This is a genomic window from Streptomyces sp. NPDC017991, from assembly GCF_044328075.1.
Classification (GTDB): domain Bacteria; phylum Actinomycetota; class Actinomycetes; order Streptomycetales; family Streptomycetaceae; genus Streptomyces.
The window spans coordinates 1-23,519 of record NZ_JBIRGP010000031.1 but is presented as its reverse complement, the minus strand read 5'-3'; the positions used below and the strand labels follow the sequence as shown (position 1 = coordinate 23,519).

The 23,519-nt window shown below is 66.8% G+C and carries 16 protein-coding genes and 3 pseudogenes; 4 read left to right on the top strand and 15 right to left on the bottom strand.

Going from position 1 to position 23,519, the window contains the following annotated elements; all coding sequences use genetic code 11:
* Window positions 1–108 precede the first annotated feature (108 nt).
* Together ACH4DZ_RS44025 and ACH4DZ_RS44020 are read right to left on the bottom strand one after the other, a co-directional pair.
* Window positions 109–435 (bottom strand): transposase, encoded by a 327-nt coding sequence (locus ACH4DZ_RS44025; RefSeq protein WP_398295342.1) that lies wholly within the window; start codon window positions 433–435, stop codon window positions 109–111.
* On the bottom strand, window positions 428–2,758 hold the full coding sequence (locus ACH4DZ_RS44020; protein ID WP_398295340.1) for a molybdopterin-dependent oxidoreductase: 2,331 nt from the start codon (window positions 2,756–2,758) through the stop codon (window positions 428–430). The genes ACH4DZ_RS44025 and ACH4DZ_RS44020 overlap by 8 nt, the downstream gene beginning before the upstream one ends.
* Window positions 2,759–3,028: 270 nt before the next feature.
* Between ACH4DZ_RS44020 and ACH4DZ_RS44015 the strand changes: the two genes are divergently transcribed.
* Window positions 3,029–3,157 (top strand): hypothetical protein, encoded by a 129-nt coding sequence (locus ACH4DZ_RS44015; protein ID WP_398295339.1) that lies wholly within the window; start codon window positions 3,029–3,031, stop codon window positions 3,155–3,157.
* A gap of 1,318 nt (window positions 3,158–4,475) precedes the next feature.
* Window positions 4,476–4,779: pseudogene (locus ACH4DZ_RS44010) on the top strand (IclR family transcriptional regulator C-terminal domain-containing protein); the annotation flags it as partial.
* Here ACH4DZ_RS44010 and ACH4DZ_RS44005 read toward each other — a convergent pair.
* The 6 genes from ACH4DZ_RS44005 to ACH4DZ_RS43980 all read right to left on the bottom strand — a co-directional run bounded on the left by ACH4DZ_RS44005 (window position 4,745) and on the right by ACH4DZ_RS43980 (window position 11,271).
* The gene (locus ACH4DZ_RS44005; RefSeq protein WP_398295337.1) at window positions 4,745–7,351 is read right to left on the bottom strand and encodes an ABC transporter permease; all 2,607 of its coding nucleotides are present in this window, start codon (window positions 7,349–7,351) and stop codon (window positions 4,745–4,747) included. The pseudogene ACH4DZ_RS44010 and the gene ACH4DZ_RS44005 overlap by 35 nt on opposite strands.
* On the bottom strand, window positions 7,348–8,157 hold the full coding sequence (locus ACH4DZ_RS44000) for an ABC transporter ATP-binding protein (RefSeq protein WP_398295360.1): 810 nt from the start codon (window positions 8,155–8,157) through the stop codon (window positions 7,348–7,350). Before ACH4DZ_RS44000 ends, ACH4DZ_RS44005 begins: the two co-directional genes overlap by 4 nt.
* Before the next feature lie 33 nt (window positions 8,158–8,190).
* Window positions 8,191–8,601 (bottom strand): hypothetical protein, encoded by a 411-nt coding sequence (locus ACH4DZ_RS43995; RefSeq protein ID WP_398295335.1) that lies wholly within the window; start codon window positions 8,599–8,601, stop codon window positions 8,191–8,193.
* A gap of 204 nt (window positions 8,602–8,805) precedes the next feature.
* Window positions 8,806–9,480 (bottom strand): response regulator, encoded by a 675-nt coding sequence (locus tag ACH4DZ_RS43990; protein WP_398295333.1) that lies wholly within the window; start codon window positions 9,478–9,480, stop codon window positions 8,806–8,808.
* Entirely contained in the window at window positions 9,477–10,688 is a 1,212-nt protein-coding gene (locus ACH4DZ_RS43985; RefSeq protein ID WP_398295331.1) for a sensor histidine kinase, read from the bottom strand. The genes ACH4DZ_RS43990 and ACH4DZ_RS43985 overlap by 4 nt, the downstream gene beginning before the upstream one ends.
* A 397-nt stretch (window positions 10,689–11,085) precedes the next feature.
* Complete coding sequence (locus ACH4DZ_RS43980; RefSeq protein WP_398295329.1) at window positions 11,086–11,271, bottom strand: hypothetical protein; 186 nt, start codon at window positions 11,269–11,271, stop codon at window positions 11,086–11,088.
* A gap of 161 nt (window positions 11,272–11,432) precedes the next feature.
* Here ACH4DZ_RS43980 and ACH4DZ_RS43975 point away from each other — a divergent pair, with 161 nt between their 5' ends.
* Window positions 11,433–13,673, top strand: a complete 2,241-nt coding sequence (locus ACH4DZ_RS43975; protein WP_398295327.1) for a PQQ-binding-like beta-propeller repeat protein — start codon at window positions 11,433–11,435, stop codon at window positions 13,671–13,673.
* 316 nt (window positions 13,674–13,989) lie between these two features.
* Here the strand turns inward: ACH4DZ_RS43975 and ACH4DZ_RS43970 are convergent, their stop codons facing one another.
* The 4 genes from ACH4DZ_RS43970 to ACH4DZ_RS43955 form a co-directional block, all read right to left on the bottom strand.
* Window positions 13,990–14,517, bottom strand: coding sequence for a YbhB/YbcL family Raf kinase inhibitor-like protein (locus ACH4DZ_RS43970; RefSeq protein ID WP_398295325.1), 528 nt, complete (start codon window positions 14,515–14,517; stop codon window positions 13,990–13,992).
* Between the two features lie 546 nt (window positions 14,518–15,063).
* A complete protein-coding gene (locus ACH4DZ_RS43965; protein ID WP_398295323.1) occupies window positions 15,064–15,762 on the bottom strand; it encodes a type 1 glutamine amidotransferase domain-containing protein in 699 nt (232 codons plus the stop codon).
* A gap of 124 nt (window positions 15,763–15,886) precedes the next feature.
* Entirely contained in the window at window positions 15,887–16,723 is an 837-nt protein-coding gene (locus ACH4DZ_RS43960; RefSeq protein WP_398295321.1) for an alpha/beta fold hydrolase, read from the bottom strand.
* A 161-nt stretch (window positions 16,724–16,884) separates the two neighbouring features.
* Window positions 16,885–17,727: an alpha/beta fold hydrolase gene (locus ACH4DZ_RS43955; RefSeq protein WP_398295358.1), complete on the bottom strand. Its 843-nt coding sequence runs from the start codon at window positions 17,725–17,727 to the stop codon at window positions 16,885–16,887.
* 276 nt (window positions 17,728–18,003) lie between these two features.
* On the opposite strand from ACH4DZ_RS43955, the gene ACH4DZ_RS43950 reads away from it, so the two are divergent.
* Entirely contained in the window at window positions 18,004–18,606 is a 603-nt protein-coding gene (locus ACH4DZ_RS43950; RefSeq protein ID WP_398295319.1) for a hypothetical protein, read from the top strand.
* Between the two features lie 2,309 nt (window positions 18,607–20,915).
* Here the strand turns inward: ACH4DZ_RS43950 and ACH4DZ_RS43945 are convergent.
* The 3 genes and pseudogenes from ACH4DZ_RS43945 to ACH4DZ_RS43935 form a co-directional block, all read right to left on the bottom strand.
* A pseudogene (locus ACH4DZ_RS43945) lies at window positions 20,916–21,528 on the bottom strand (type 1 glutamine amidotransferase domain-containing protein).
* Window positions 21,529–21,578: 50 nt separating this feature from the next.
* Window positions 21,579–22,628 carry a methyltransferase gene (locus ACH4DZ_RS43940; RefSeq protein ID WP_398295317.1) on the bottom strand — a complete coding sequence of 350 codons (1,050 nt, stop codon included), beginning with the start codon at window positions 22,626–22,628 and terminating at the stop codon, window positions 21,579–21,581.
* A gap of 705 nt (window positions 22,629–23,333) precedes the next feature.
* Window positions 23,334–23,519: pseudogene (locus ACH4DZ_RS43935) on the bottom strand (hypothetical protein); the annotation flags it as partial.

Sequence of the window (23,519 nt, the reverse complement as noted above, 5' to 3'; positions counted from 1 at the left end):
AGGATGTCACGGGTACCGTCCAGGGACACCACCATGATCACGTATATCAAATGGTCGCGGCTTTTCGGCCATACCCCCCACCGCTTTGTCGGTGATGGAGAAGACCATCTACGAGGACACCTCGGCGAGATGAGCCGGCATCTCCTCGCGGGTAAGGCCCGTCGTGGACAACAACACCATCTCGTCGGCCCAGGTGAGGCGCCGCTGCCGCTTCTTGGTGATCTGCGACTCGGAGCTTCCGACAGTACCGCGAGGTCCGCGAGGCACCCTCACCGCAACTGGTCCGACGTCGGTCGGCAGGGTCTTCGCACACGTCCCGTTGCGACTGTTGCCGTTGTTCTCCCCTACCGAATCATGCTTCTCATGACCGATGTAATCGGTGATCCCGCGCTTCAGGACAGATGCAAGGATCCGCTTGATCAAGGCATCAGTCACTTGACGTTACTCCCATGATCGTCGGATCCGCCGTCGGACTTACCTTCCCGTCCCCGGTCACCGGTTCTACCCGCGCAGGCACATGCTTGTGAAACGGAGTGCCGAACCAAGGGTCGCGGTGCTCGGTTGCGGTCAGCTCGTTCGGCGCGATGCCGGCGACTGCGGCCGGATGTCCGCCCAGTCCGAACCCGTTCGGCAGTGACACATGCCCGGGCTGCATCCGGTCCGTCGGCTCGACGACGACCTCAAGCGAGCCACGACTGGTGGTCAGCCGCGCACGAGCGCCCAGCGTCAGTCCCAGACGCTCGACATCAAGAGGACTCATCCGGAGTGCGCCGTCAGCTCCTCTGCGCCGCCAGGACGGATCCCGGATGATCGTGTTAGCGCTGAAGGCGCGTCGTTCACCCGCCGTGAGCACGAACGGCCACTCCAACGATCGCTCGGGGAGAGGCCGACTCGCCAACTCAGTGAGGTCTACGAGGAGTTCCGGCACGGCCAGCCGGATCAGGCCGTCCTTATGCCGCACGCGGGAAAACACCGTGGCCCACTCGTCCTCCGTAATAACGACACCGCTTCGACCGGTCAGAATAGCCTCAAATAGCGCTTCCCCCGCCTCGAACCCCTCGCCATAACCGGCTCGACGTACGCCGTCCGCATTGTCCGCGGCACATCGATGCGCCGCTGCCCACAGTACGGCCGCCGCCGCGGCACCGTCAGGCAGAGTCGGACCGAGCGTGCGGTACAGCAACACCGGGGCAAGACGACTCAGCCGCGGATCCGCTCGCACGGTGGCCAGGAAAGCTGAGGCGAACGCCTCCCGGCCCTTTCCCGCAGCCTCCCGCAATGGCGCGTAGTCGGATTCGGTCAACGCGCCTGCCGCTTCGGTCAGTCGGGCGTGGATCTCCGGTTCGGGCAGCGGACCTTCCGGCGCGGGAAGCACCGGTGCGCGCAGATGGAACAGGTTGCGGGGGAAGTCGAAGTTGTAGAACGTCGCTTCCCATTTCTCGAACTGCGTCGGCGCAGGTAGCACGTAGTCCGCAAGCTGAGCGGTCTCCGTCAACGCAACATCCATGACCACGAGTGTCTCAAGGGACTGCAAAGCTTCACGCATCTTTGCGGAGTCGGCCAGGGAATGTACCGGATTCGCACTCTCCACGATCATCGCTCGGTACCGTGCAGGGTGGTCGGTGAGGATCTCGTCGGCGATGACGTTGCAGGGAACCAAACCACTGATGATGGGGGCGCCGACCACGGGACTGCGCGCGATGCGGTCGTAGGCCCGGCCCCTGTCCCGTCCGATTTCCATGATCGAGCTAGACAGGTACTGTGTACCGGACTTCCCGAAGTTGCCAGTCAGCAGCCACATCAGCTTTTCGAGGTAGCTGACGAGGGTCGAGTCCCGATTCATTTGCACACCGAGGTCCTCGATCACACTCACCGACGATGCTGTCGCAAGTCGGCGGGCGATGTCACGAATTGCCTCCTCCGCGATGCCGCATACCTCCGCGTAGCGAGCGATCGGAACCGCGCCAAGCGCAGGCCGGACGTCCTCCAAGCCGGTCGCGTGCTCTGTCAGCCAGGCGTGTGCGATGAGATCTTCTTCGATGAGTACCGCGGTAAGTGCGGCGAGGAGATAACTGTCAGTACCGGGCCGTACGGCGAAGTGGACATCGGCGAGTTCTGCTGTCTCGGTGCGTACTGGATCGATCACGATCATCGTGCGTGCAGGGTCCTTCGCAATCTCCTTCAGCACCGTCCGCGCACGTGGGAAGCCGTGCGATTGATAGGGATTCTTTCCAACGAACAGGACGACTTCGGCATTCTCGATGTCCGCACGCACGTACCCCCCGAGCATCCGCGCGTCGACCCAGAACTCGCCTGTCTTCTCCTGCGCCAGTGCGTTCGATCGGTAGCTCAGCCCGAACGCCTGCATCGTGGCCGAGGCAAAGGCTCCGCCGAGGTGATTGCCTTGACCGCCACCCCCGTAGTAGAAGATCGCCTCTCCGCCGTGCACTTCTTTGATGGCACTGAGCCGCGCGGTCACTTCTGCGACCGCGGTGTGCCAGCCGATCTCCTCGAACGATCCGTCGGCTCGACGGCGCAACGGTTGGGTAACTCTGTCATTGCGACCGTTCTGATAGTGATCCAGCCGCAAGGCTTTGTTGCAGGTATAGCCATGCGACGTGGGATGGTCTTTGTCCCCGCGGATGCGTTCGAACGTCCGCCCATCTTCGCCGAGTTGAATTCGAACGCCGCAGTTGCTTTCGCACAGGATGCACGCACTCGGCTTGCCGCGATCAGGCATCATCTTCACGTCTCCCATCGATCGTCGGTCACCGCAGCCGACGTTGCACGCTGAAACGGCCCAACGGCAGCTGTATTTCATGATCGCCAGTCTGCACGTACAGGACAGGACGATTGCCGGGGCGCCGTGGCCAGAGGAAGCGAAGGCGCTCATGGCCGAAGCACTGGCCCGGTCGATATGCGCGACAAGGCGTCACCACCTGAATTGCCCTAGCTACCTGCGCCTAACGGTGCGGCTGGTTCGGTAATCGTTTACTCTCGGGGGCCGGTATTCTGACTGGCGGGCAACTTGTGCACGCTGGCCTATCATTTCCAGCCCGTCAGCGCGCTGGCCAATTCTGTCCTGTTGCTGCTGTATATCAAGCTGATCGCCCGGCTGTGGAAGCTGGTTTCGACGCCGCGTTTCATCGATCAGTAGACGATTCCTCTCTGCGGTATGGGTTAAACAATGCGAAGCGTAAGCGTTCCCACACGCTGCCACATACTGCAGCCAATTATTCCACTCATAACTTTCGTGCGCCTCAGATCTATGCACTAGCACTAGCTGAGTTCCGGCTCTCTCGGCATCTACTGCGGATACTTCAAATTTCCCTCGGGCGGATTCCTCGATGCGTCGGAGCTCGTTCAGGCGCGACCCTTCGCTGTAGTCTAGGGGAAACCGAAGCGCCCGTTCGACCAGAAGGCTGGCTTGCCTCGAAACTTTTTCCTGTTGCATTCGGTAAATTGCATCACGGCCGATGTCCGCGCTGTTCATAAAGGTAACGCTGGCGTTAAATTCTTCGTCATCCAATTTGAAATCCCCTTATGCAGATCGATATATCTCATGATTCGTTATCGATCGAACTACCTGCTACACAACTACGGCTAAACCACTTCGGTGGTTCATTCGAAGGCGCAGACCCCGCGCTGGCGAGCCTGGCGGTTCAACGTCGCGCGCTCGTCGTGAATGCTCGCGCGAGACGTCGAGCCCGTGCATGGGCACGGGGAGAGGGCAGGGGCCGACAAGTCCCACAAATGGGCACTTGACGTTGATTACGCCGGACAGACTGTGCTTGCGGGGCATCCTGTCTCTCCTGCACAACGGCATGGCCTAGCAACTGCTGCCGCTGGAGCTGGGACAACGCGGCGAGTGACCTCGACTGGTCCAGGACATGTGTGGACGGCTCCACATCCGCGCGAAATAAGGGGAGCCAGCACCGGCCCGTCGCCGGGCGGCCAACGCGAGACGGACAGCAAGCACCACATGCTCTGCGACGGACGCGGCACCCCGCTCAAGGTCATCCCCACCGCGGCAGGCGTCAGCGACTTCACCCAACCCCTCTCCCCGGCCGACGGCATCCCGCTCGTCGCAGGCCGTACCGACCGGCCGGGCGCCGACCCGAGGCACTACTCGGGGACAAGGGTTACGACTCCAGCCCGACCGCGATGAGCTCCGGAAGAGCTCATCGCCTCTACTCAGAAGTCGCCGCTGCAATGCGATCTTTGCGGGGTGAGTATCCCCGTCTCTTCCACGCTTCAGCCGTCGCGGTCGGCAGGGCCGGTACAGGTCTGAGTCCGCGACACCCCTCCGCTTCGGCGCCGCAGGGCACCGCGCCACCTCGATCTCCCGCAACGTCGACGAACTGCGGGATCGTGTCGACGAGTATCCTGCCGTCGTCACCAACGCCAAGAACCAAACCGGCGCATTGGAGGCAGCAGCTGGGAACTCGGCCTCATCGGCGTGCTGTCGTACAGTCCGGCTGACACCCCGTTCGGTTACCGATCCGGCACGGCGGCGCACCGCCATCGAGCAGATCCAGGTGTCCGGGCTCGTCTACGAGGAGCAGGAGGCGGTCCTCGGGTCAGCTGCGCGCCTCGCCCGTGTTCGACGGGTCGACGGCGGTGGTGGCGCTGTCCGTCACCGTGCCGGTGGTCCGTTTCCGCCCGGCCCGGCTCGCACCCGCCGTCCGCACGGCGGCCCTCGGTCTGTCCCGGGTACTGCGCTCCGGCGGCATCACGTGCGGTTTCATTCGGTGTCGCTCAGGGCGGTCATCGGGGTGACACGCGTCGCGCGGCGAGCGGGCAGGAGACCAGCGAGGGCCGTGAGAGCGGCCAGGCCGGTGCAGACCACCAGGAGTTGGCCGGCGGGCAGCCGCAAGGGCGCCTCGCTGACGGCGATGCGGATGAGCAGCCAGGCGTACGGGATGCCGAGGGCCACACCGAAGACGCTGCCCAGGACGCCGTACAGACCGGCTTCCACGGTGATGGTCCGGTGCAGTGCGCCGCCGCTCAGCCCCAGCGCGCGCAGCAGTCCGAACTCCCGGGTGCGTTCGACGGCGGTCAGGCTGGTGGTGGTGGTGACGCCGACGACCGCGATGAGGACGGTCAGGGCGACCAGTCCGAGTGCGGTGGTGCCAGTGATCCGCATCGCTTCCCGGCTGTCGTCCCGGCTCTCCGCCAGGACGCTGATGGTGACGGCATCGGGATCGGCGATGTGTTCGCGGATCATGGCCTCCAGTGCCCGGTGCGCCTTGCCGCGGGCGGCGAGGCTGTCGTCGGCGGCGTCGGCGAGCACACCGCTCGGGTTCTCTCCTGCGCCCATCCGGTCGAGATCGGCGGGTACGACCAGCACGCCTGCCTGGAGCGGGCCCTGACCGGGTAGTGAAGCGGCCACGGTCAGCCGGATGCCGCCGAGGGGGGAGTCGAGGGTGAAGGTGTCGCCTGCGGTGACGCCGAGGAGGTCGGCCACGTCCGAGGCGAGGACCGCACTGCCCGGTTCCAGGTCGTCGAGGGTGCCGGTGGCGGTGCCGATGTCCTTGCCGGTGGGCAGGGCGCCCAGCGCCAGGTCCGACACCTCGATCTCCTCGCGTGCCCCTGCGGGGCCGGCGGCGACCTGGAGCGTGCGGTAGCCGGTGACATGGGTGAGCTGCGTCGACGCGGCGAACTGTCGTACGGCGGCAGGTTCCAGGGCCTTGCCGTCGCCCGCGACGCGGAAGTCGGCGGGGGCGGCAAGGGCATCAGCACGTTCCAGGTAGCCGGTGAGGCAGGCAAGGCCCACGAGAGCGCCGGAGACCAGGGCGACGCCGAGGGCAACGACGACCGAGACGGCCGCGGCACGACGCGGCGCGCCCGCGATGCCCCTGACGGCCAGCCCGCCGGTGGCGCCCAGTCGGCGCAGTGGCCAGCCGGCCACGGCCAGGACGGGACGGACCAGAAGCGGGCCGAGGGCAATGAGCGCCAAGAACGCCAGGGCCATCGAGGCGACGGTGCCCAGCATGGGGAGGACACGGTCGGGGCCCTCCCGGCCCGGTTCGGGCAGGTCGCCGAGGAGCAGGACGGCGAGCCCCAACGCCGCGGCGGCGAGGAAGGCTCCGGCGGTGAGCCGTGCGGGACCGATACCGCGCTCACCCGTGACGGTGCTCGCGGAACGCAGTGCCTGGAGCGGTGACACCCTTGCCGATGACAGAGCGGGCGTGAGGACCGCGCACACCGTCACCAGCACGGTCCCCAGGACCACCAGCACGGCGTACAGCACGGGGAAGCCCGGCGCCGACAGTTCCGCTCCCGCCAGGAGGTGGGCGGCCGGCGCGGCGATGTGCCCGGCGCCCAGCGCCAGCAGCACACCGAGTGAGCCCGCGACCGCGCCCACCACGGCGCCCTCGACGGCGAGGGCGGTCACCAGCCGGCTCTGCTGGGCGCCGATGGCGCGCAGGAGGGCCAACTGCCGCAGCCGCTGTGCGAAGACGATGCGGAAGGCAGAGGTGGCGACCAGGGCCGCGGCCACCACGGCGACGGCCAGGAACACGGAGATGAGTTCAAAGACCTCTTTGAGGTCGCCCTCCAGCGTCTCGTGGGCTTCCTTGGCTCGTACGGCACTGCCGGAAGCGAGCGAGGCGCTCGGGGACGTCCTGTCGAGCACGCCGCGGACCTGCTGTGACAGCTCGTCCTGCGCGGCTCCGTCCCTGGCACGGATGTCCACGTGCTGGTAGCCCGACAGATGCGCGATGTGCGCGATGCGCGCGTCGGTGGTGTAACCGCCGGGCCGCTGCCCGTCGGTCGCGGTGCTCGTCACCACACCGGTGACAGTGACGGTGACCTTGACGTTCTTGTCCGGGTCCGTGCGGTCGGGGACCAGCAGGGTCATGCGGGTGCCGGGGGCCAGTTCCAGTTCTTCGGCGGCTTGGCGGTTGGCCGCGATCTCGCCGTCGTGCTTGGGGTAGCTGCCTTTCACGAGCCGTACCTGGGACAGTGGTCCCGTACCGGGGTCGGAGTGGAGTTCGAGCAAGCGCTCGGACGGACCGACGATCGGTGCGATGTGTTTCGTGCGGCCGCTGGCCTCGGCCACCCCGGGAAGCGCGCGGATCTGCGTGAGTGTGGTGGTGCTGAGGGCGGCCGTGTCACTGCCGGTAGTCGCGACCAGGGCTGCGGCTTCCGGTGTGCCGCGGAAGCGGTCGAGGGTGGTGTTCACGGTGATCTGCTGGGCCATGACGGTGCCGAAGACGACGAAGGCGGCCACCAGGACCGACAGGCCGGTCGTCAGGATCCGTCCGGGCCGCCGGAGCAGTTCGGTCAGCTGCGAGCCCAGGACGCTCGCGCGCCAGGAGTAATCTTTCGCCGGGCTTCCCGGGTTCATCCGGCCCTCCGCACGGTGCGTGTTCCCCGGATGACGTCGGCGCGGTAGCCGGTCGAGGCGGCGGAAGCGGCGGAGGAAGTGGAGTCGGTGGAGACGTCGACGTCGTCGACGATTCGTCCGTCGGCGAGAACGAGCACCCGGTCCGCGTAGGCGGAGGCGTGCGGATCGTGCGTCACCATGACCACGGTCTGGCCCAGGTCGCGCACGGAGCGGCGCAAAAGCTCAAGTACCTCCGTGCCGGAGCGCGAGTCCAGGCTGCCAGTGGGTTCGTCGGCGAAGACGACAGCGGGCCGGGCCGCCAGGGCGCGGGCCAGTGCCACGCGCTGCTGCTGACCGCCGGACAGTTCGCCGGGCCGATGGGACATCCGGTCGCCGATGCCGAGCACACCGACGAGGTGGTCGAGCAGGTCGTGGTCCAGGCTCCGGCCGGCCATGGTGAGGGGCAGCGCGATGTTTTCCAAGGCCGTCAACTGCGGCAGCAGGTTGAACGACTGGAAGAGGAAGCCGACCTTCTCCCGCCGTACCCGCGTCAGTGCCCGATCGGACAGTCCGGTCAGCTCCGTTCCGTCCAGGACCACGTGCCCCGAGTCGGCCGCGTCGAGACCGGCCATGCAGTGCATCAGCGTCGACTTTCCCGAGCCCGACGGTCCGGTGACGGCGGTGAACCGTGCGCGGGCGAAGCCGACGCTCACTCCGTCCAGGGCCCTGATCTCCGTCTGGCCCTGCGTATACGTCTTGATCAGATTCACGGCCGCAGCGATGTGTTCCCCCTCGGCTGCCGCAAATGATCCCGTTGCCTGATTCATAGTCATGGGAGGAATACCTTTCGCCGCACCCGTTCAGGCGGACAGTGAAGGAAAGGTGAGCTTGACATCGGCGTCGGCGCAGTGGTCGTTGGCCGAGTCCGCGACTCGCCGAATCTGCTTCTGCGGCGGCTTGCCCTCCCCCTTCGCCCGCTGGGCCGCCCATCCGTTGTAGGCCGAGATGTTGGCACCGAGGTAGCCGTCGTGGAGCTGCGCCCGGAGCTTCCGCTCGGCCTTCACCCACTTCTCGATCCCTGCCTCGTCCTTGGGGATCTGCTGAGCGCTGTCGATAAGGTCCTGCGCCAGCTGACAGTCGGCCTTGGACGCCTGGCTGAGCTTGTTGTGCTGCTTCCACCAGATCGCGGCGGTGGTCGCGATCACCGCGAAAGCAACCAGCGCGACGATACCGAACACAAGTGTCTTGCGTGGCTGAGTGACAGTTGCCATGACGGCCTCCGAAGAATCGTTCCGAGTCGTCGGCCGATCATTCGCCGCCCGACACCGTTGATTCTTGAAGACCGGGCGCCGCGGCACATCGGTTCAGGAACTGATCTCCGCGCCGCGCTCCTGCGACCGGGAGGGGAGAGTCGGACTACGACCACCGTCGCAGTCGGGTCTGTTCCCGTCGGAGGTCGGTCAGCCCGGGGTCGGTCAGCTCGCGGGGGCCACAAGGCCGGCGTCATAGGCGAAGATGACGGCCTGTACCCGGTCGCGCAGATCCAGTTTTGTCAGGATATTTCCGAAGTGGGTCTTCACGGTCGCTTCCGCGATGACCAGCCGGGCGGCGATCTCCCGGTTGGACAAGCCCTCGGCGATCAGCCCGAGCACCTCTTTTTCGCGCGTGCTCAGCAGCTCCAACCGCTCCTCATGGCGGGGCGTGAGCGCCAGCTTGCCCGCGAACCGGTCCAGGAGCTGACGCGTGACGCGCGGGGCAACGACGGATTCACCGGACGCCACCACCCGGATCGCCCCCACGACCTCCTCCGGCGGAGTGTTCTTCAGCAGGAAGCCACTCGCCCCGGCTTGCAGGGCCGCGAAGGCATCCTCGTCGGTGTCGAAGGTGGTGAGCACCAACACGGCCGGTGATGGGCTGAGTTGACGGATCCGCCGGGTCGCCTCCACGCCGTCCATGACGGGCATGCGGATGTCCATGATGACGACATCGGCTTCAGTACTCGCCAGCAACGCGAGGGCATCCGCGCCGTTCTCCGCCTCGCCCACCACATCGATGTCGCCCTGCGCGGCCAGCACCATGGCAAATCCCGCGCGGATCAGTGGTTGGTCGTCCACCACGACAACACGTATCGGCCCGCTCATCTCACTCATCTCGTCGTCCTGACCTGCTTGTCGGCCTGCCGGCTCACCGGCAGCTTCGCGTCGACCTGCCAACCCGCACCCAGCCGCGGCCCGGCGGTGAAACTCCCGCCGGAAACCTCCACCCGTTCACGCATGCCGACGAGACCGTTGCCGCCGCCACCCCTGTCCGCAGCGAGCCGGAAACCGGCCAGCTTGTGGGCTCCGTCGTCGACCACGCCGATCAGCACCACGTCCTCATCGAACCGCAGCGTGATCGTGACCACCGCGCCGGGACCGGCATGCCGCAGGACATTGGTCAGGCTCTCCTGGACGACGCGCAGCACGGTGAGTTCATCCGCCGTCGACAGCCCGTCCCGCTCACCCTCGACGTCCAGGGCCACCTCCAGCCCAGCCACACGGGCCCGTTCGGCCACCGTCTCCAGATCGTCCAGCGAGATCCGGCGGCGGCCGGCGTCCGCAGCCTCGCCCTGGCCGCCCGGGGTCCGACCGCCGCGCAGGACCCGCACGATCCTGTGCATGTCCTCCAGCGCGTCACGGCCGGTTTCGCCGATCGCCTTCAGCGCCGAACCCGCCTTGTCGGGATCCGACGTAAGGACGTAGCCGGCCCCGTCGGCCTGAAGGATCATCACCGACAGACTGTGGGCCACCACATCGTGCAACTCCCTGGCGATATCGGCACGTTCCCGGGCGGCCACGAGCTGTATCAGATGCTCACGCTCCCGTTCGATCGTGGCGGCCCGGTCCTCCAGAGTGGCCACGTACAGCCGACGGGTCCTCAGCACCAGCGCGGTCAGCCACACGGCCGCGCAGAGACCACCGAGGGCGACGATGTCACCGAAGCCCTCGGGCTCCCGCTCACCGACGGGAAGGAGCCTGCCGAAGGACACCACCGCACACAGCAGCACGACCGCACCCGACACGCAGGCGTGCCACATCGCCCGGGTACGCGTGACCGCCGAGCCCATCGCGACGAACAGCGCCACGTCGTACGCGGCCAGATCGGACGCCACCACGGGCTGGACCACCACGAGTCCCGAGACCAGCATCACCACCGTCATCGGCCGACGCCGCCGGAACAACAGCCCCAGGGCCATCGCCCACCCGATGAACCAGTCGAACGGATCGTCAGAGCTCAAGGCCACACAGCCCACCAGCCCCGCGATCACCACGTCGTACGCCGTATGCATCCACGGCAGAGCCATCAAGCGGCGCAACATGGCCACAGGCTACGACACGGCCCGGTCAGGGCACGCCGACTGCGGGCCCGCGACAGCAACGAAGAAGCGCATCGCCCTGCCGACTGCCTCGTCAGGCGAACCGAAACCCTGGCCAACACGTTGTGTGCGGAGACTCACCGATGCCGCCGATGCCGGGATAGACAAAGATCACCGTACTCAGGCCGCCGTAACTCCCGCTCTGCGCGCATACGCGGATCGTCCGATCGCCTGGAGATCGCAGGACGGGAACACTGTCGGAGCCATCGACTTTCAAACGAACCTCAGGACGCAGCGCGTGACCGATGAGCAGTTCCGCCGCAAGAGGATTGAGGATCCAGGCTCAGGATCAGCAACGAGAAGGAGCCGGCCAGCGTACGCGGGTCCACGATCACCAGCGTCACACGCGCACCGGCGGCCAGTCCCGCAGACGTCGCCGGTCATCAGGAACGCGCGGAGACCGCACCTTCCTCTCGGTTTCCGCGAGGCCGCCGAACTGGCCGGCATCGTCGATCTGCCGGGTCACCACAGCCGAGAACCGCATCCGGTGCGGCGAGACCACCGGCTTCGGCCGCTTCCCGGTCACGACCGCGCTACCCCGCCAACTGAGCCGCGGCCCCGCCAGCGGCCGACACGGCCTCCGACAACCTCGCTCAGCCGGTCCAGCGGTTCCAGCTGAAACGGCGAGGTTAGTCTGAAGCCTGGAGCAGTCCGTCAGGCGAGGGAAGGGGGAAGGGTGACCAGCGCATGTCGCTGAGCCTCAGTGGTGACGGGTCCGCGGACGCGTCCATAGGCGGTTACACCCTGATCAAGCGGTTGGGCAGCGGTTCCATGGGCGTCGTCCACCTGGGGCTGTCGGCCTCGGGCCGACAGGTCGCCCTCAAGGTCGTGCACGCGCAGTACGCGCTGGACGAAGAGTTCCGCACCCGCTTCCGGCAGGAGGTCGCGGCGGTACGGCGGGTGAGCGGTGCGTTCACCCCGCCCGTCGTGGACGCGGACCCGGACGCCGAGCTGCCGTGGATGGCGACGCTGTACGTGCCGGGCCGGACGCTGTACGACACCATTGCCGAGCAGGGACCGCTGAGCGGGCGCGCGTTGCGCGCGCTGGCGCTCGGGCTCACGGATGCGCTGCGGGACATCCACCGGGCGGGGGTGGTGCACCGGGATCTCAAGCCGAGCAACATCCTGATGGCCGAGGACGGCCCGCGGGTCATCGACTTCGGCATCTCGCGCGCGGCCGACAACGAGGATCTCACCTTCACGGGCCGACTGATCGGCACTCCGCCCTTCATGTCCCCGGAGCAGTTCGCCTCGCCGAAGGAGATCACGGGCGCCTCGGACGTCTTCTCGCTGGGCTCAGTGCTGGTGTACGCGGCCACCGGCAACCGCCCCTTCGACGGCGGTAGCCCATATGTGACGGTTCAACAGGTGATGCATGACCAGCCGCGCCTGGACGGGGTGGAGGGACCGCTGCGGCGTATCGCCGGGAGATGCCTGGCGAAGAACCCGGCTGATCGACCAGAGCTCGCCGAACTGCACCGCCTGCTGCTCCAGCTGCCAACCGACGACTTGCTGACCCAACCGCACTCGGGCTCCGTCCCGGCCCTGCGCGACTCCTCGCACCCGGCTTCGGCACCGGGAACCGGCATCCCGCCAGGCAGCACGGCCTACAAAGCCGACGGGACGGCTGCCAGGAGGGGCACTCACCACGTACGGCGGATCTTCGTCACGCTCGGCTCGGTGATGGCCATCACCACGATCGGCATCACGGCGACCCATTTCGTGAGCGCCAACGGAGCGACCCGCGACTCGGTCTCCCCCGGCAGCTCGGCGAACGGGACAGCCCGCCCCGAACTGGTCCTGCCCGCAGGCTGGCAGCCCTGGAGGGCGAGCCTGCTCACCGGGAAGAAGGACGAATCCGTCGACTACCTGGAGTCCGGCTGCGTGTCGGGCGGAGCGAGCGCCGTCTACTGCGCCGGCACCGGATTCACCGTCACCAAGTTGGACACCGCCTCCGGCCGAGTCCTGTGGCGGCACGGCATCAGCCCGCAGACCTCGCGTCCTGTCGGCGTCCGGGACGGGCACGTGTACACCTACCGCAAGCCGAAGCCCACACCGGCCTACGTCACCCGGCGGCTGGTCGCGCTGGACGAGAGGACCGGCAGAGAGCTCTGGGCCCGCCCCGTGAACGAGGACGAGCCGGCCGCCCTCTTCGATCAGGGGATCGTGGCGATGGACGAGAACAAGACCGCGTTCGTCGCCTACGACAAGACAGGGCGACAGCTGTGGACCTCGCCGGCGAAATCCTCGGCCGGGAACGCCTGCACTCCGACAGTGCTGGACGGCGCCCCCTACGGCCTGTGCACGCCGGTGGACGGTCCCAGCCAGGGCGACATCGCCCTGCTGCGGCTCGACCCCGACGACGGCACGAGCCAGGAGATCGCCTCGCTCTCCACGGGTGCCCAGCCGATGGGCACCGTGGACGGACAACTGCTCTTCCTGGTCCCGAAACTGGAAGCGCAGCAGTTCGGCAGCAACGGGGATGACCAGCCGTACACGGCGCTGGAGCGGGTGGATCCGCGCACCGGCGTCGTCGAGCGGGTATCACTGCCTGATACACCGCGTGGCACTCCCAGGCTGGTCAAGGACGTCCTCTGTTTCGTCCGGCCCGACGGGACGGTCACCACCACACGGGTGACGGACGGCAAACGGCTGTGGCAGCGTGTGACCGAGGTCGAGAGCCTGTCGACTCCGGTGTGGTCGAAGAAGTCCGACACGCTGTTCCTCGCCAGCCGGTACGGCCGTCTGCTGGCCCTGAACCGCGCCACTGGCACGGTCCGTTGGCGGATCCCCGCGATCAGCGACCCAGGAGAGTCCGCGGCGCAGACCACGCCGTACCTGCTGCAGGTCGAGGACGCGATTGTCGCCGTCGCAGGTGACACGGCGTTCTCCGTGCGACCGGACCGGCCGGCCATTGCGCCGAAGTGACCGGCGGACTCAGGTCACGGGTCCTCAACGCTTCTCACTTCGGCGACATCACCATGGAGGCCAGGTGTCGGCAGCTCTTTCAACGGGCCGAGACCGGCCTCAGCCACGAGGAGGAGCGGACGATCGTCGCACCTGACCTTCCATCCCAACGGCTGACCTGCCATCTCAACGGCAGTGTCGAGAGCGGGCGCGGTTCGCTACCGAGCGGACAGCCCACGCGGACGCTGGGTGCCGGCAACCCTCGGAAGCCACCTGGCACCACCGATGCCGATCACGACACGCGCCACTCTGCCCGGCGTTCCCGTGGTCGCCGCTTTCATCGTTCGTACGTGCCGTACATGGTCGCCCGTGCCACAGCATGAGTGAAGAGGAGGAATTCGAGGTAGGCAGGCGTCGCGTTGGCGGTCACTGGCAGTTCCTCCACGTCGACGGCGTGCACGACGAGGAAGTAGCGATCGGGCCCATTACCCGGAGGCGTCGCAGGGCCCAGGTACCGATGGTGGCCGGCGTCATTGGCCAGCGTGATGGCGTTGCCCGGCAGTTCACCACCATCTCCCACCCCGGCCTGGAGGTCGGTCACGAAGGCAGGAAGGTTGGCGATGGTCCAATGCCAGAAGCCTGATGCGGTAGGCACGTCGGGGTCGAACATCGCGATAGTGAAACTGCGTGTCTCCTTCGGGAAACCGGACCAGCTCAGTTGCGGCGAGATGTCCGATCCTCCTGCCCCGAGAATTCCACTCACCTGGTCGCGATCGAGCCGACCACCATTGACGAGTGATTGAGACGTCAGTGAAAAGCTGGCGATCTGAGGCATGAAGTCATAAGGCCCGTAGGGCTTGATCATGGCGTTCAACTCCTTTCTGTGCGCCCGGTCCACGACTTCGCTTCGCGATCGGCAGCCGGGACGCTCATCCCGGACCTGGTGGGCTGAGAGGTAACGTCGGGGCGGGCGAGGAGGCCACGTAAAGCCTCCGCCCGCCGATGCGGATGAGGTCCGGCGGAGATGAGTGAGACAGTAGGGCGGAGCCTGTCCACCAAGGTCCAGGCGAGCCACGCCGATCTTGGTGTCCCTCTCAGGAGCACGGGTCACGTCAGCCGGGCAAGGCGTCGAGAAGGCCTTCGACGAGGAACACACGGTAGGCCGCAGCCACCAGCCAACGCGGCGATACTTCCTGGTAGGCAGAGGTCTCCTACCCGGCACGGTCTGCTCGGCGTTGGGCAAGAGGTGGATCAGGACACCGTCGAACGGATGAATTTTCAGAGTTTCGACAGCGCTATGTCCGATAACCCGTGTCACGTCGGACCCTGACGGGCCCGTCGGGCCGGAGCCACCTAGCCTCCGGCCCGACGGAATCGACGAGCTGTTCGCTCAACGTCACCACGTAGGCGCTTACGCGCCAGCCGTGTGCGTCTCCGAGACCAAGGTGATGAGGGCGTCGGCGGCCGGGCCGGAGGAGGCGGGGTTCTGTCCGGTGATGAGCAGGCCGTCCTGGACGACGTAGGGCTGCCAGTCGGCGAGCTTGGAGTAGTGGCCGCCGAGCTTCTTGAGTTCGTCCTCGACGAGGAAGGGGACGATGTCGGTGAGGGCGACGCCTTCTTCCTCGGAGTTGGTGAAGCCGGTGACCTTCCTGCCCTGTACCAGGGGTGTGCCGTCTTCGTTGACTGTGTGGCGCAGGACGCCGGGGGCGTGGCAGACCAGGGCCAGAGGCTTGCCGGAGCGCAAGGTCGTCTCGATCAGGCGGGCGGAATCGGTGTCCTCCGCCAGATCCCACAGGGGGCCATGGCCTCCGGGGTAGAAGACGGTGTCGTAGTCGTCGGCGGCGACGGCGTCCAGGCGTACGGTGTCGGCCAGTGCGGCGGTCGCTTCGGGGTCGTTTTCGAAGCGGCGGGTCTCGTCGGTCTGGTTGGCGACCTCGTTGCTCTTGGGGTCCAGGGGCGGTCGGCCGCCCTTCGGGGAGGCGAGGGTGATGTCCCAGCCGGCCTCCTTGAACCGGTAGTAGGGGGCGGCGAGTTCCTCCAGCCAGAAGCCCGTCGTGCGGCCGGTGTCGCCGAGTTGGTCGTGCGAGGTGAGGACGATGAGGACCTTCATGGTGACTGCTCCTGTGGGTCAGTGGGCCGCTCGCTTTCGGCGGGGCGAGTGACGCGGGGGGTGGGTCTGTGTACATAGGCGGCCGGCCGGCCAGGGGGGCGGCTTACTGGGCGCGGGTGCTGGGTTACTGGGCGAGGAAGGCCAGCAGGACTTCGTTGACCTCGGCGGTGTGGGTGGTGAGGAGCCCGTGGGGGGCGCCCTCGATCTCGGTGTACTGCGCGGTGGGCAGGGCCTTGGCGAAGCGCCGTCCGGTGGCGTCGATGGGCAGGGTGCGGTCGGCGGTCCCGTGGACGATCAGCGTCGGGACGTCGATGCGGGGGATGTCGGCGCGGAAGTCGGTGGGCCAGGTCAAGGGGGCGGCGGCCGAGGCGATCGCACCGGCACCGGCGGCCACGTTCCAGGCGTTGCGCACCGCTTCCTCGCTCACCCGGGTGCCGAGGTTCTCGTCGAGGTTGAAGAAGTCGTTGTAGAAGTCGGAGAAGAAGGCGTACCGGTCCTTCTTGACCGCGTCGGAGACGCCCTGGAAGAAGGAGGCGGGCGCCGCGCCGTCGGGGTTGTCGTCGGTGATCTCCAGGAATGGCTCCAGGGAGGCCAGGAAGACGGCCTTGGCGACACGCGCCGAACCGTAGGCGGAGAGGTAACGGGCGACCTCGCCGGTGCCCATGGAGAACCCGACCAGCACCGCTTCGCGCAGGTCCAGCGTCTCCAGTACGGCGTTCAGGTCGGCGGCGAAGGTGTCGTAGTCGTAACCCGTCGAGGGCTGGCTGGACTTGCCGAACCCCCGCCGGTCGTAGGTGATGACCCGGTAGCCGGCGTCCAGCAGTGCCGTCGTCTGCCCGTCCCACGAGTTTCCGTCCAGCGGGTAGCCGTGGATCAGTACTACGGGCTGGCCCGCCCCCTTGTCCTCGTAGTGCAGCTCGATGTCCGTGCTGTTCTCCGTGCCGACCTTGATACGGCCCATGACGTTCAACCTCCGAAGTGTGTTTCGCGTTCCGACATCCAGAACTATACGACCGGTCTACTCCGTCGTCAATCACACCCACGACCCCGCCGACACGCCCCGCCGACCACCTGACCGAAGCCAGAGGCGGCGGGGCACGTTGGGCACTGATGCCCCGAGGATTACTTGGAGGTGGCTCGGGCGGCCTGCTCGATGAGACGGGTGACCGCGCCGGGGTGGGAGACGGGGGCCGCGTGCGAGGACTTGATCTCGACCGTGTGCGCGTGTGCGCGTTCAGCCATGAAGCGCTGCTCGTCCGGTGCGATCGCGTTGTCCTCGGTGGTGACCAGGTCCCATGACGGGATGGTCTTCCAGGCCGTCTCGGTCGCCTTCTCGTCGAAGACCGACGCGGCCAGCGGACGCTGGGTGACGGCCATGAGATCGGTGACCGACCGGGGCACGTCCGCGGCGAACGCGTCGTGGAACTTGTCCTTCTGGACGTAGAGGTCGGTGCCGGTGCCTCCGCCGGGCAGCGGGTAGGGGACGGGCTGCAGCGCCGACGGGAGTGTCGCCCCGGGGAACCTGTCGCCGAGTTCCGCGGGCGTCTCGTCCTTGTCGGGAACGAACGCGGCGATATAGACCAGTGCCTTGACCTTCGGGTCACCGGCGGCGGCGTCGCTGATCACGGAACCACCGTAGGAGTGGCCGACGAGGACGATCGGTCCCTTCACGCTCTTGAGGTAGCTCTCAAGATAGTCCGAGTCGTCGGCCAGCCCACGCAGTGGATTGGCGGGCGCCTCGACCGGATAGCCCTCGTGCCGCAGGCGCGTGATCACGCCGTTCCAGCTGGAGGAGTCGGCGAAGGCTCCGTGCACGAGCACGACCGTAGGCTTCACTCCCTGTTCGGCGGGCTCGGCCTTGGCCGCGGAGGCCGACGTCATGGCCGACAGGCTGAAGGCGGCTATGCCCGCAACGGCCGCCATCACGGCCGCACTTCTGCGGGAGGGACGTAGCACGGTCTTCACGTTCACTGGATCTCCTTGATGTGCTTGGTTCATCACTCTTCGGGACGGCATGTCCGGCCGCCCCATCGTCCCGCCGACGGGATCGCGTCGGCGCGGATCGGGACAGTGGCGGCGCGCGGGCGCGCCGGCGAAACCCGGTGGCAGACACGACGTCACACGTGCCCGATCGGTTCAGTATGGTGCTGACCAGCCGCCTCTTCCTGACCGCGGTACTTCCGACAGCACCCCGGGGTCTTCGGAGCGGCGACCGTCGCACTCGCGGCACTGCCGGTCCTGGTGCCTCTGGGCGGGTACGGCGCCGTCGGTGGCGGCATCATCGCCGCCGTCACCCTGGGCAGCGGCATCGCGGTGCAGCCATGGGCGCGACGTCTGACCCGGCGCTCCCCGGCCGCACCGTTCGGCACCGGCATGGCATCGGTGATCGCCGGACTGCTCACCGCGGCGCTCACCGTGGCCACCGGTTCACTGCTCCTGCTGCTCGTGACAACCGTCGTCCTGGGCTCGGCCTACGGTCTCCTGCTGGTGAGCGGTCTCCAGCTCGCGGAGTCACTCGCCGGCCCGCAGAACATCTCGACCGTGATCGCCGTGTTCTACAGCCTCACCTACGTCGGATTCGTCTTCCCCGTCCTCGTGCAGGTGCTCGGCAAGCTCTGGGACCCGGCAGCCGTCCTGGTCGCAGGCTCCGCGCTCGCGGTGGCCGCCCTGGCCACGACCCTGATCGCCTGGCCCGCACGACGGGCAGCACAAATCGGGTCCTACGCGCGAGAGTCGAGTCGCAGGAACGTCGCCGCCGGGCCGGCATCAAGGACCACATCGCCTTCGAGGCCAACCCACCCGAAGCGGTCACCCATCTCATCCCCGTCACCCAGCGTCCGCTGAGCGCCTCGGTCTCCCACGAGGAAGTTACAGAGACCGTCTGGAAGACCATCCCGTCATAGGACCTGGTCACGGCCGAGGACAAGGTCACCGCACCGGACGAGCAACGTTTCATGGCCGCACGCGCCCATGCCCACACAGTCGAGTTCGCGTTCTCGCACGCCGTCTCCGTTTCCCACCGCGCCGTGGTCACCCGTCTCATCGAACAGGCCGCCCGAACAACCTCCCGATGCAGTCGGGATGAGAAACCCATTGCCCGCCTCGTAATGCAAGCCGGGTGATGGGGCAGCTCCGTTCTCCGGCTTGGCCTTCGCTCGACGGTCAGCTCCCTGGTGACCGTTTACTGACCCACTGCCGGAGCTGCTGCGAGGCACTCCGTGAACGAAAGGAGTTGGTGGGCAGAACCACTCAACGGCCTCTGCCCCGCACGGAGCTGCTTGCACTGGCCTGCCGTTGGGGCGATCGACCCGTTTGGGGCTCTTCCGGGTTCTGCGGATGGGTCGAAACATTCTGCGGCATGAATTGCCCCGCACCGACTGTAGGTTCAGGCGCCCTCGCGTAGTGTGACGCATCCACAGAACTTGGACTCGGTGACCGCTGGAACTCCGTCGGCGACTCCGTTCGGACTTCACGTCCGACAAAATCTGGACTCGGTGACCGCTGGAACTCCGTCGGCGACTCCGTTGGGGCATCACGCATGGCGACTACCGGACTGGAAGTCGGCCACTGCACAGCTGCAGTCAGGCGCTGGTTCTCGTCCACTCCGGGTAGGTAGCTTTTCGTCACGGAACGAGGCGCATCCGTCGCCATCCGCTCCTCCATTGCCTCCAATCTCTTCGCCACCTCACGCAACGCCGTCATAAGCTGCCGAGAAGACGAAAGGTCTTCCAGATTCTGTTCCGAAAGGGAGTTTCGGTTCGAATTTCGAGGAAGGTCAGAGCTCCACGGCCGATTCTCGCTCCGCGAGGCTTCAGCCTTTCTTGCTTGACGCTTCTCATATCCCTTCGCTGCTAAGTGCAGGCCTCCAACCGCCAACCCAGCAGCCAGCAGTGGACCTCCCACAAAGCCTGCGCCGACGAGAGATAGCACGGCTCCCGCCACGAGGAGGGCCACAGCGACCATTGCCGTTTTACGCGACGCTGCGAGCTTTTGACCAGACGAAAACAACTTACGTAAGGTCCGCCGGATTCCGCTCTTTCGGTCGCCGACCGGTCCTTCACTTTCTATTCGGTCGCTCTGTTCGGCACTCGACGCATCGGCCATCTCGGTGCGACCTCCTCTGCTACTTGCATGAACGAGCCCGACTGAAAAATCAGTACGCGCCCTGGGGACAAAGGCCCCGTCGACGGAGCCTGCGCAAAGTTCTGGCTGCCACTGTCATGCTTCAGGTGGATTGTTCGGTGGATCCCCTGCGATAAATGCAACTGCAAGAACTTCCGCGGACAGTGCCATGCTGGGCCGGATGTCGGCAGCCTCCGTCCATGCTGGCGTCGTCATGACATCACTCCTACCGTTGCCGACTCCCCTCTCCACAACGTGGGCTCAGCCCAGCCGGTTCACGCGCTGCGGGTTCGTCCCCGCTCGGTACACCTGGTTCGGATTGTCTCAGGGCGCGGAGCTTCGTAGCCATGACGATTGCGGAATGGCAGGCTGGGATGCGGCCCCAGCCACCAACACCCAGTTCGCCGTTGCCCTCCACATGCTGACGATGCGGGCGTCACCGATGGCCGGGCCATGAGTCGGAGGAACTCTTCAGGAGCGGCCAACGTCAACTCCGTCCACGCGCGCCGTGTGCTCGGCCCTGTACGCAACCGGGCTGGTTCCTTCTCGGCCAGGTGCCAACGGCGGCTGAGAGCCGGAGCCTCTCAGAGCAAGCTCCAGCAAGTCTGTCCGGTGCTCCGGTGCTCCGGTGAATCGAACCCGCACTCAGTGTGCATAGACCCGACCGGACCAGCCTCACAGGACGATCCGTCCGGAAGTCCCTGCCTCGATCGACCGTGCGGCAACCGACGCCATGGCGGCCGCTCTTGGACATTTCACCGCGCAGGACGTCCCGAAGGGCATAGCGGAGACAGCGCCGCTCCTGCACACCCAGTGGCCACCTCCCTCCCCCGGCCGAGCAAGCCACTCGGCGGATGTATGGAGAAGCCCGCGGCGATGCGGCACACCGGTCCAGCCGGTCCAGCCGGTCCGGCGGCTTCGGCGGCTTCGGCGGCTTCGGCGGCTTCGGCGGGGAAACGCTACGGCAGATGATGGCGCCGGCCCCCGGAACGGCTTTCCGGGAAACCTTTCGTACCGAGACGAGCGGAGCGTCATGACCCACGGGCGCACGGGCCGCTGCCGGCGGTCTCAGCGCTGACCGCCTCAGGTGTGAGTGGTAATGAGCTTGAGGCGGCGTCGGCGGCCGGGCCGGAGGAGGCGGGGTTCTGGCCGGTGATGAGCAGGCCGTCCTGGACGATGTAGGGCTGCCAGTCACCGACCTGGCTGTGCCATGTTTCGGTGACGGTGTGGTGCAGGACGCCGGGGCGTGGCAGACCAGGGCCAGGGGCTTGCCGGAGCGCAGGGTCGTCTCGATGAGGCGGGCGGAATCGGTGTCCTCGGCCAGGTCCCACAGGAGGCCGTGGCCTCCGCGGTGTCGTAGTCGACGGCGACAGCGACAGCGGCGACGGCGACGGCGACGGAGTCCAGGCGTACGGTGTCGGCCAGTGCGGCGGTCGCTTCGGGGTCGTTTTCGAAGCGGCGGGTCTCGTCGGTCTGGTTGGCGACCTCGTTGCTCTTGGGGTCCAGGGGCGGTCGGCCGCCCTTCGGGGAGGCGAGGGTGATGTCCCAGCCGGCCTCCTTGAACCGGTAGTAGGGGGCGGCGAGCTCCTCCAGCCAGAAACCGCTCTCCCGGCCGCACGCGCCTCCAGTGCGCCTTCGGCTCATCGCGAAGGGCCCGCCAGTAAACCGACGGACCCTTTTGAAGGATCGACCGATCAGACGGGCACGACCTCAAGCACGGAAACCAGGGAGGGTGAGGGAGAGATCTTGTCCAGCACCAGCCCCGCCTGGCGGAAGAGATGCTCGTATTCGGCGACGCAGCGCTCACGGCCCGTGGAGAGAGTCAGCATATTGAGGTCCATCAGGGGAGGCAGCCCGGGCGTTCCCACACGATCGACAAGCATCTCCGCCACGAGTATCCGTCCTCCAGCCGTCAGCGCGTCGCGGCAGTTGCGCAGAATACGGATGCTGGATTCGTCATCCCAATCGTGAAGGACGAACTTGAGCAAGTGGATGTCCGCAGACGGTATCTGCTCAAAGAAGTCACCGACCACGAAGGTGCTGCGGTCGGCGACACCCAGCCGCTCGGCCGAGGCTTGAGCGTCGGCACTGGCGTGAGACAGATCGAACACCACACCTGTCAGCGACGGATTGCGCAGCAGAAGAGTGTGCACGAAGTTGCCGCCGGCGCCGCCGACATCGACGACCGTCCGCGCGTCCTTCACGTCGATCACATCTGCCAGCTGTTCAGCCATGCGGCGGGTCATCGTGGTCATGGCGTCGGTGAAGACGCGAGCCTCACCCGGCCTGCCGGTGAGCCAATCGAAGAACGGGGCGCCGAGTGTGGCCTCGGCCTGGGGACCGCCGGAACGCACCGCCTCGGCCAGGTTTCCCCACGGCCCCCAGTGCGAGGCGGAACCGCCCCACAGGGCCATGGCGCGCAGTGAGTTGGGGCTGTCGGCACGCAGGGTCTCCAGCAGCGGTGTGGCAGTGAATCGTCGCCCGTCGTCACTGCGAACCAGGCCCAATGAAGCACAAGCACGCAGAAATCGGTACGTTGCCTGCTGATCCAGTGCTTCGGCGTCCGCGATCTCCTCCGGGGTCGCCCCGTCCGGGTGCATATGGTCCGCGATACGGAACTCCGCTGCCGTACGAGTGATTTGGGTCACCCAGTACCCAGTGATCATCTGCAGCATCCGACCGGTCTCGTCCGATGCCGCCTCGGCAGAACCGGCAGGCACCAGCGGGTGATCGAACAACGTCATGTGCTACCTCTGCATGGTTGGGATCGAAGCGCGAGTGCGGAACTCATGCCACACCAACCGCCGGCCGAGCGGGACTCGCGCGCATCACACGTCCGCCGCGCCGTCCAGTCCACGGGGCGATGTCTCACCCAAGCCGACTGACCGCGTCGTACGTCGCCGCTGACGAGTGTGCTGACCGCCCTGCCGACAACGCACGTGTACGAAGCCGACAGGGCATGAGCGACTGCCCCAAGGCACGAGGGGAGCCCGGGAACCGTCTCCTCTTCAACGCGTCCCGAGGCCATTCGGTTCATCACCGTGCCCATTGTTTCAAGTCGACACCTGACCAAGCCATGCCACCCGTCCTGAGACCTGGGTGTGTCAATCGGGGTGCCGATGCGGCTCTCGTACCGAGGGCTGCTCCACCAGGCGGACGCCGCGATGACCGGGCATGGAGAACAGACCGCGGCTCCCCGGCGCGACGGTCCGCGTCGATGTCACCGGACGTGGTGGTCGACTCGCCCGAGGATGCGGTTGCCCGGTACGTGTGACGGGCGGGGTGAGGTGTCCGAGCCGTTCGCCGAGGACCATCTCCCAGCCGTCAGGAGGCGCGCCGGACTGTCCGATGCCGAGTGGGAGTTCGTCCGGCCGTTGCTGCCTGTGTCGCCGCGGGCCGGAAGTGGCTGGACGACCGGTCCGAGGCCGCGTCGTGGATCTCGGTGGTCATCAGCCGCTCATCTTCTCAGTGACAGCCATGGCATTCCATCTCAGCTGTACCTGTGCACCTGTGGGCCACTCCCGGTAGTCCTTCGGCATGGGAAAGTCGGAGAACTCGTACTGGGTCTTGGGGCTCTGCGTGGTGACGCCGGGATAACGACGAGAACGGCTCCACACACCGCCGACGTCGGGTGT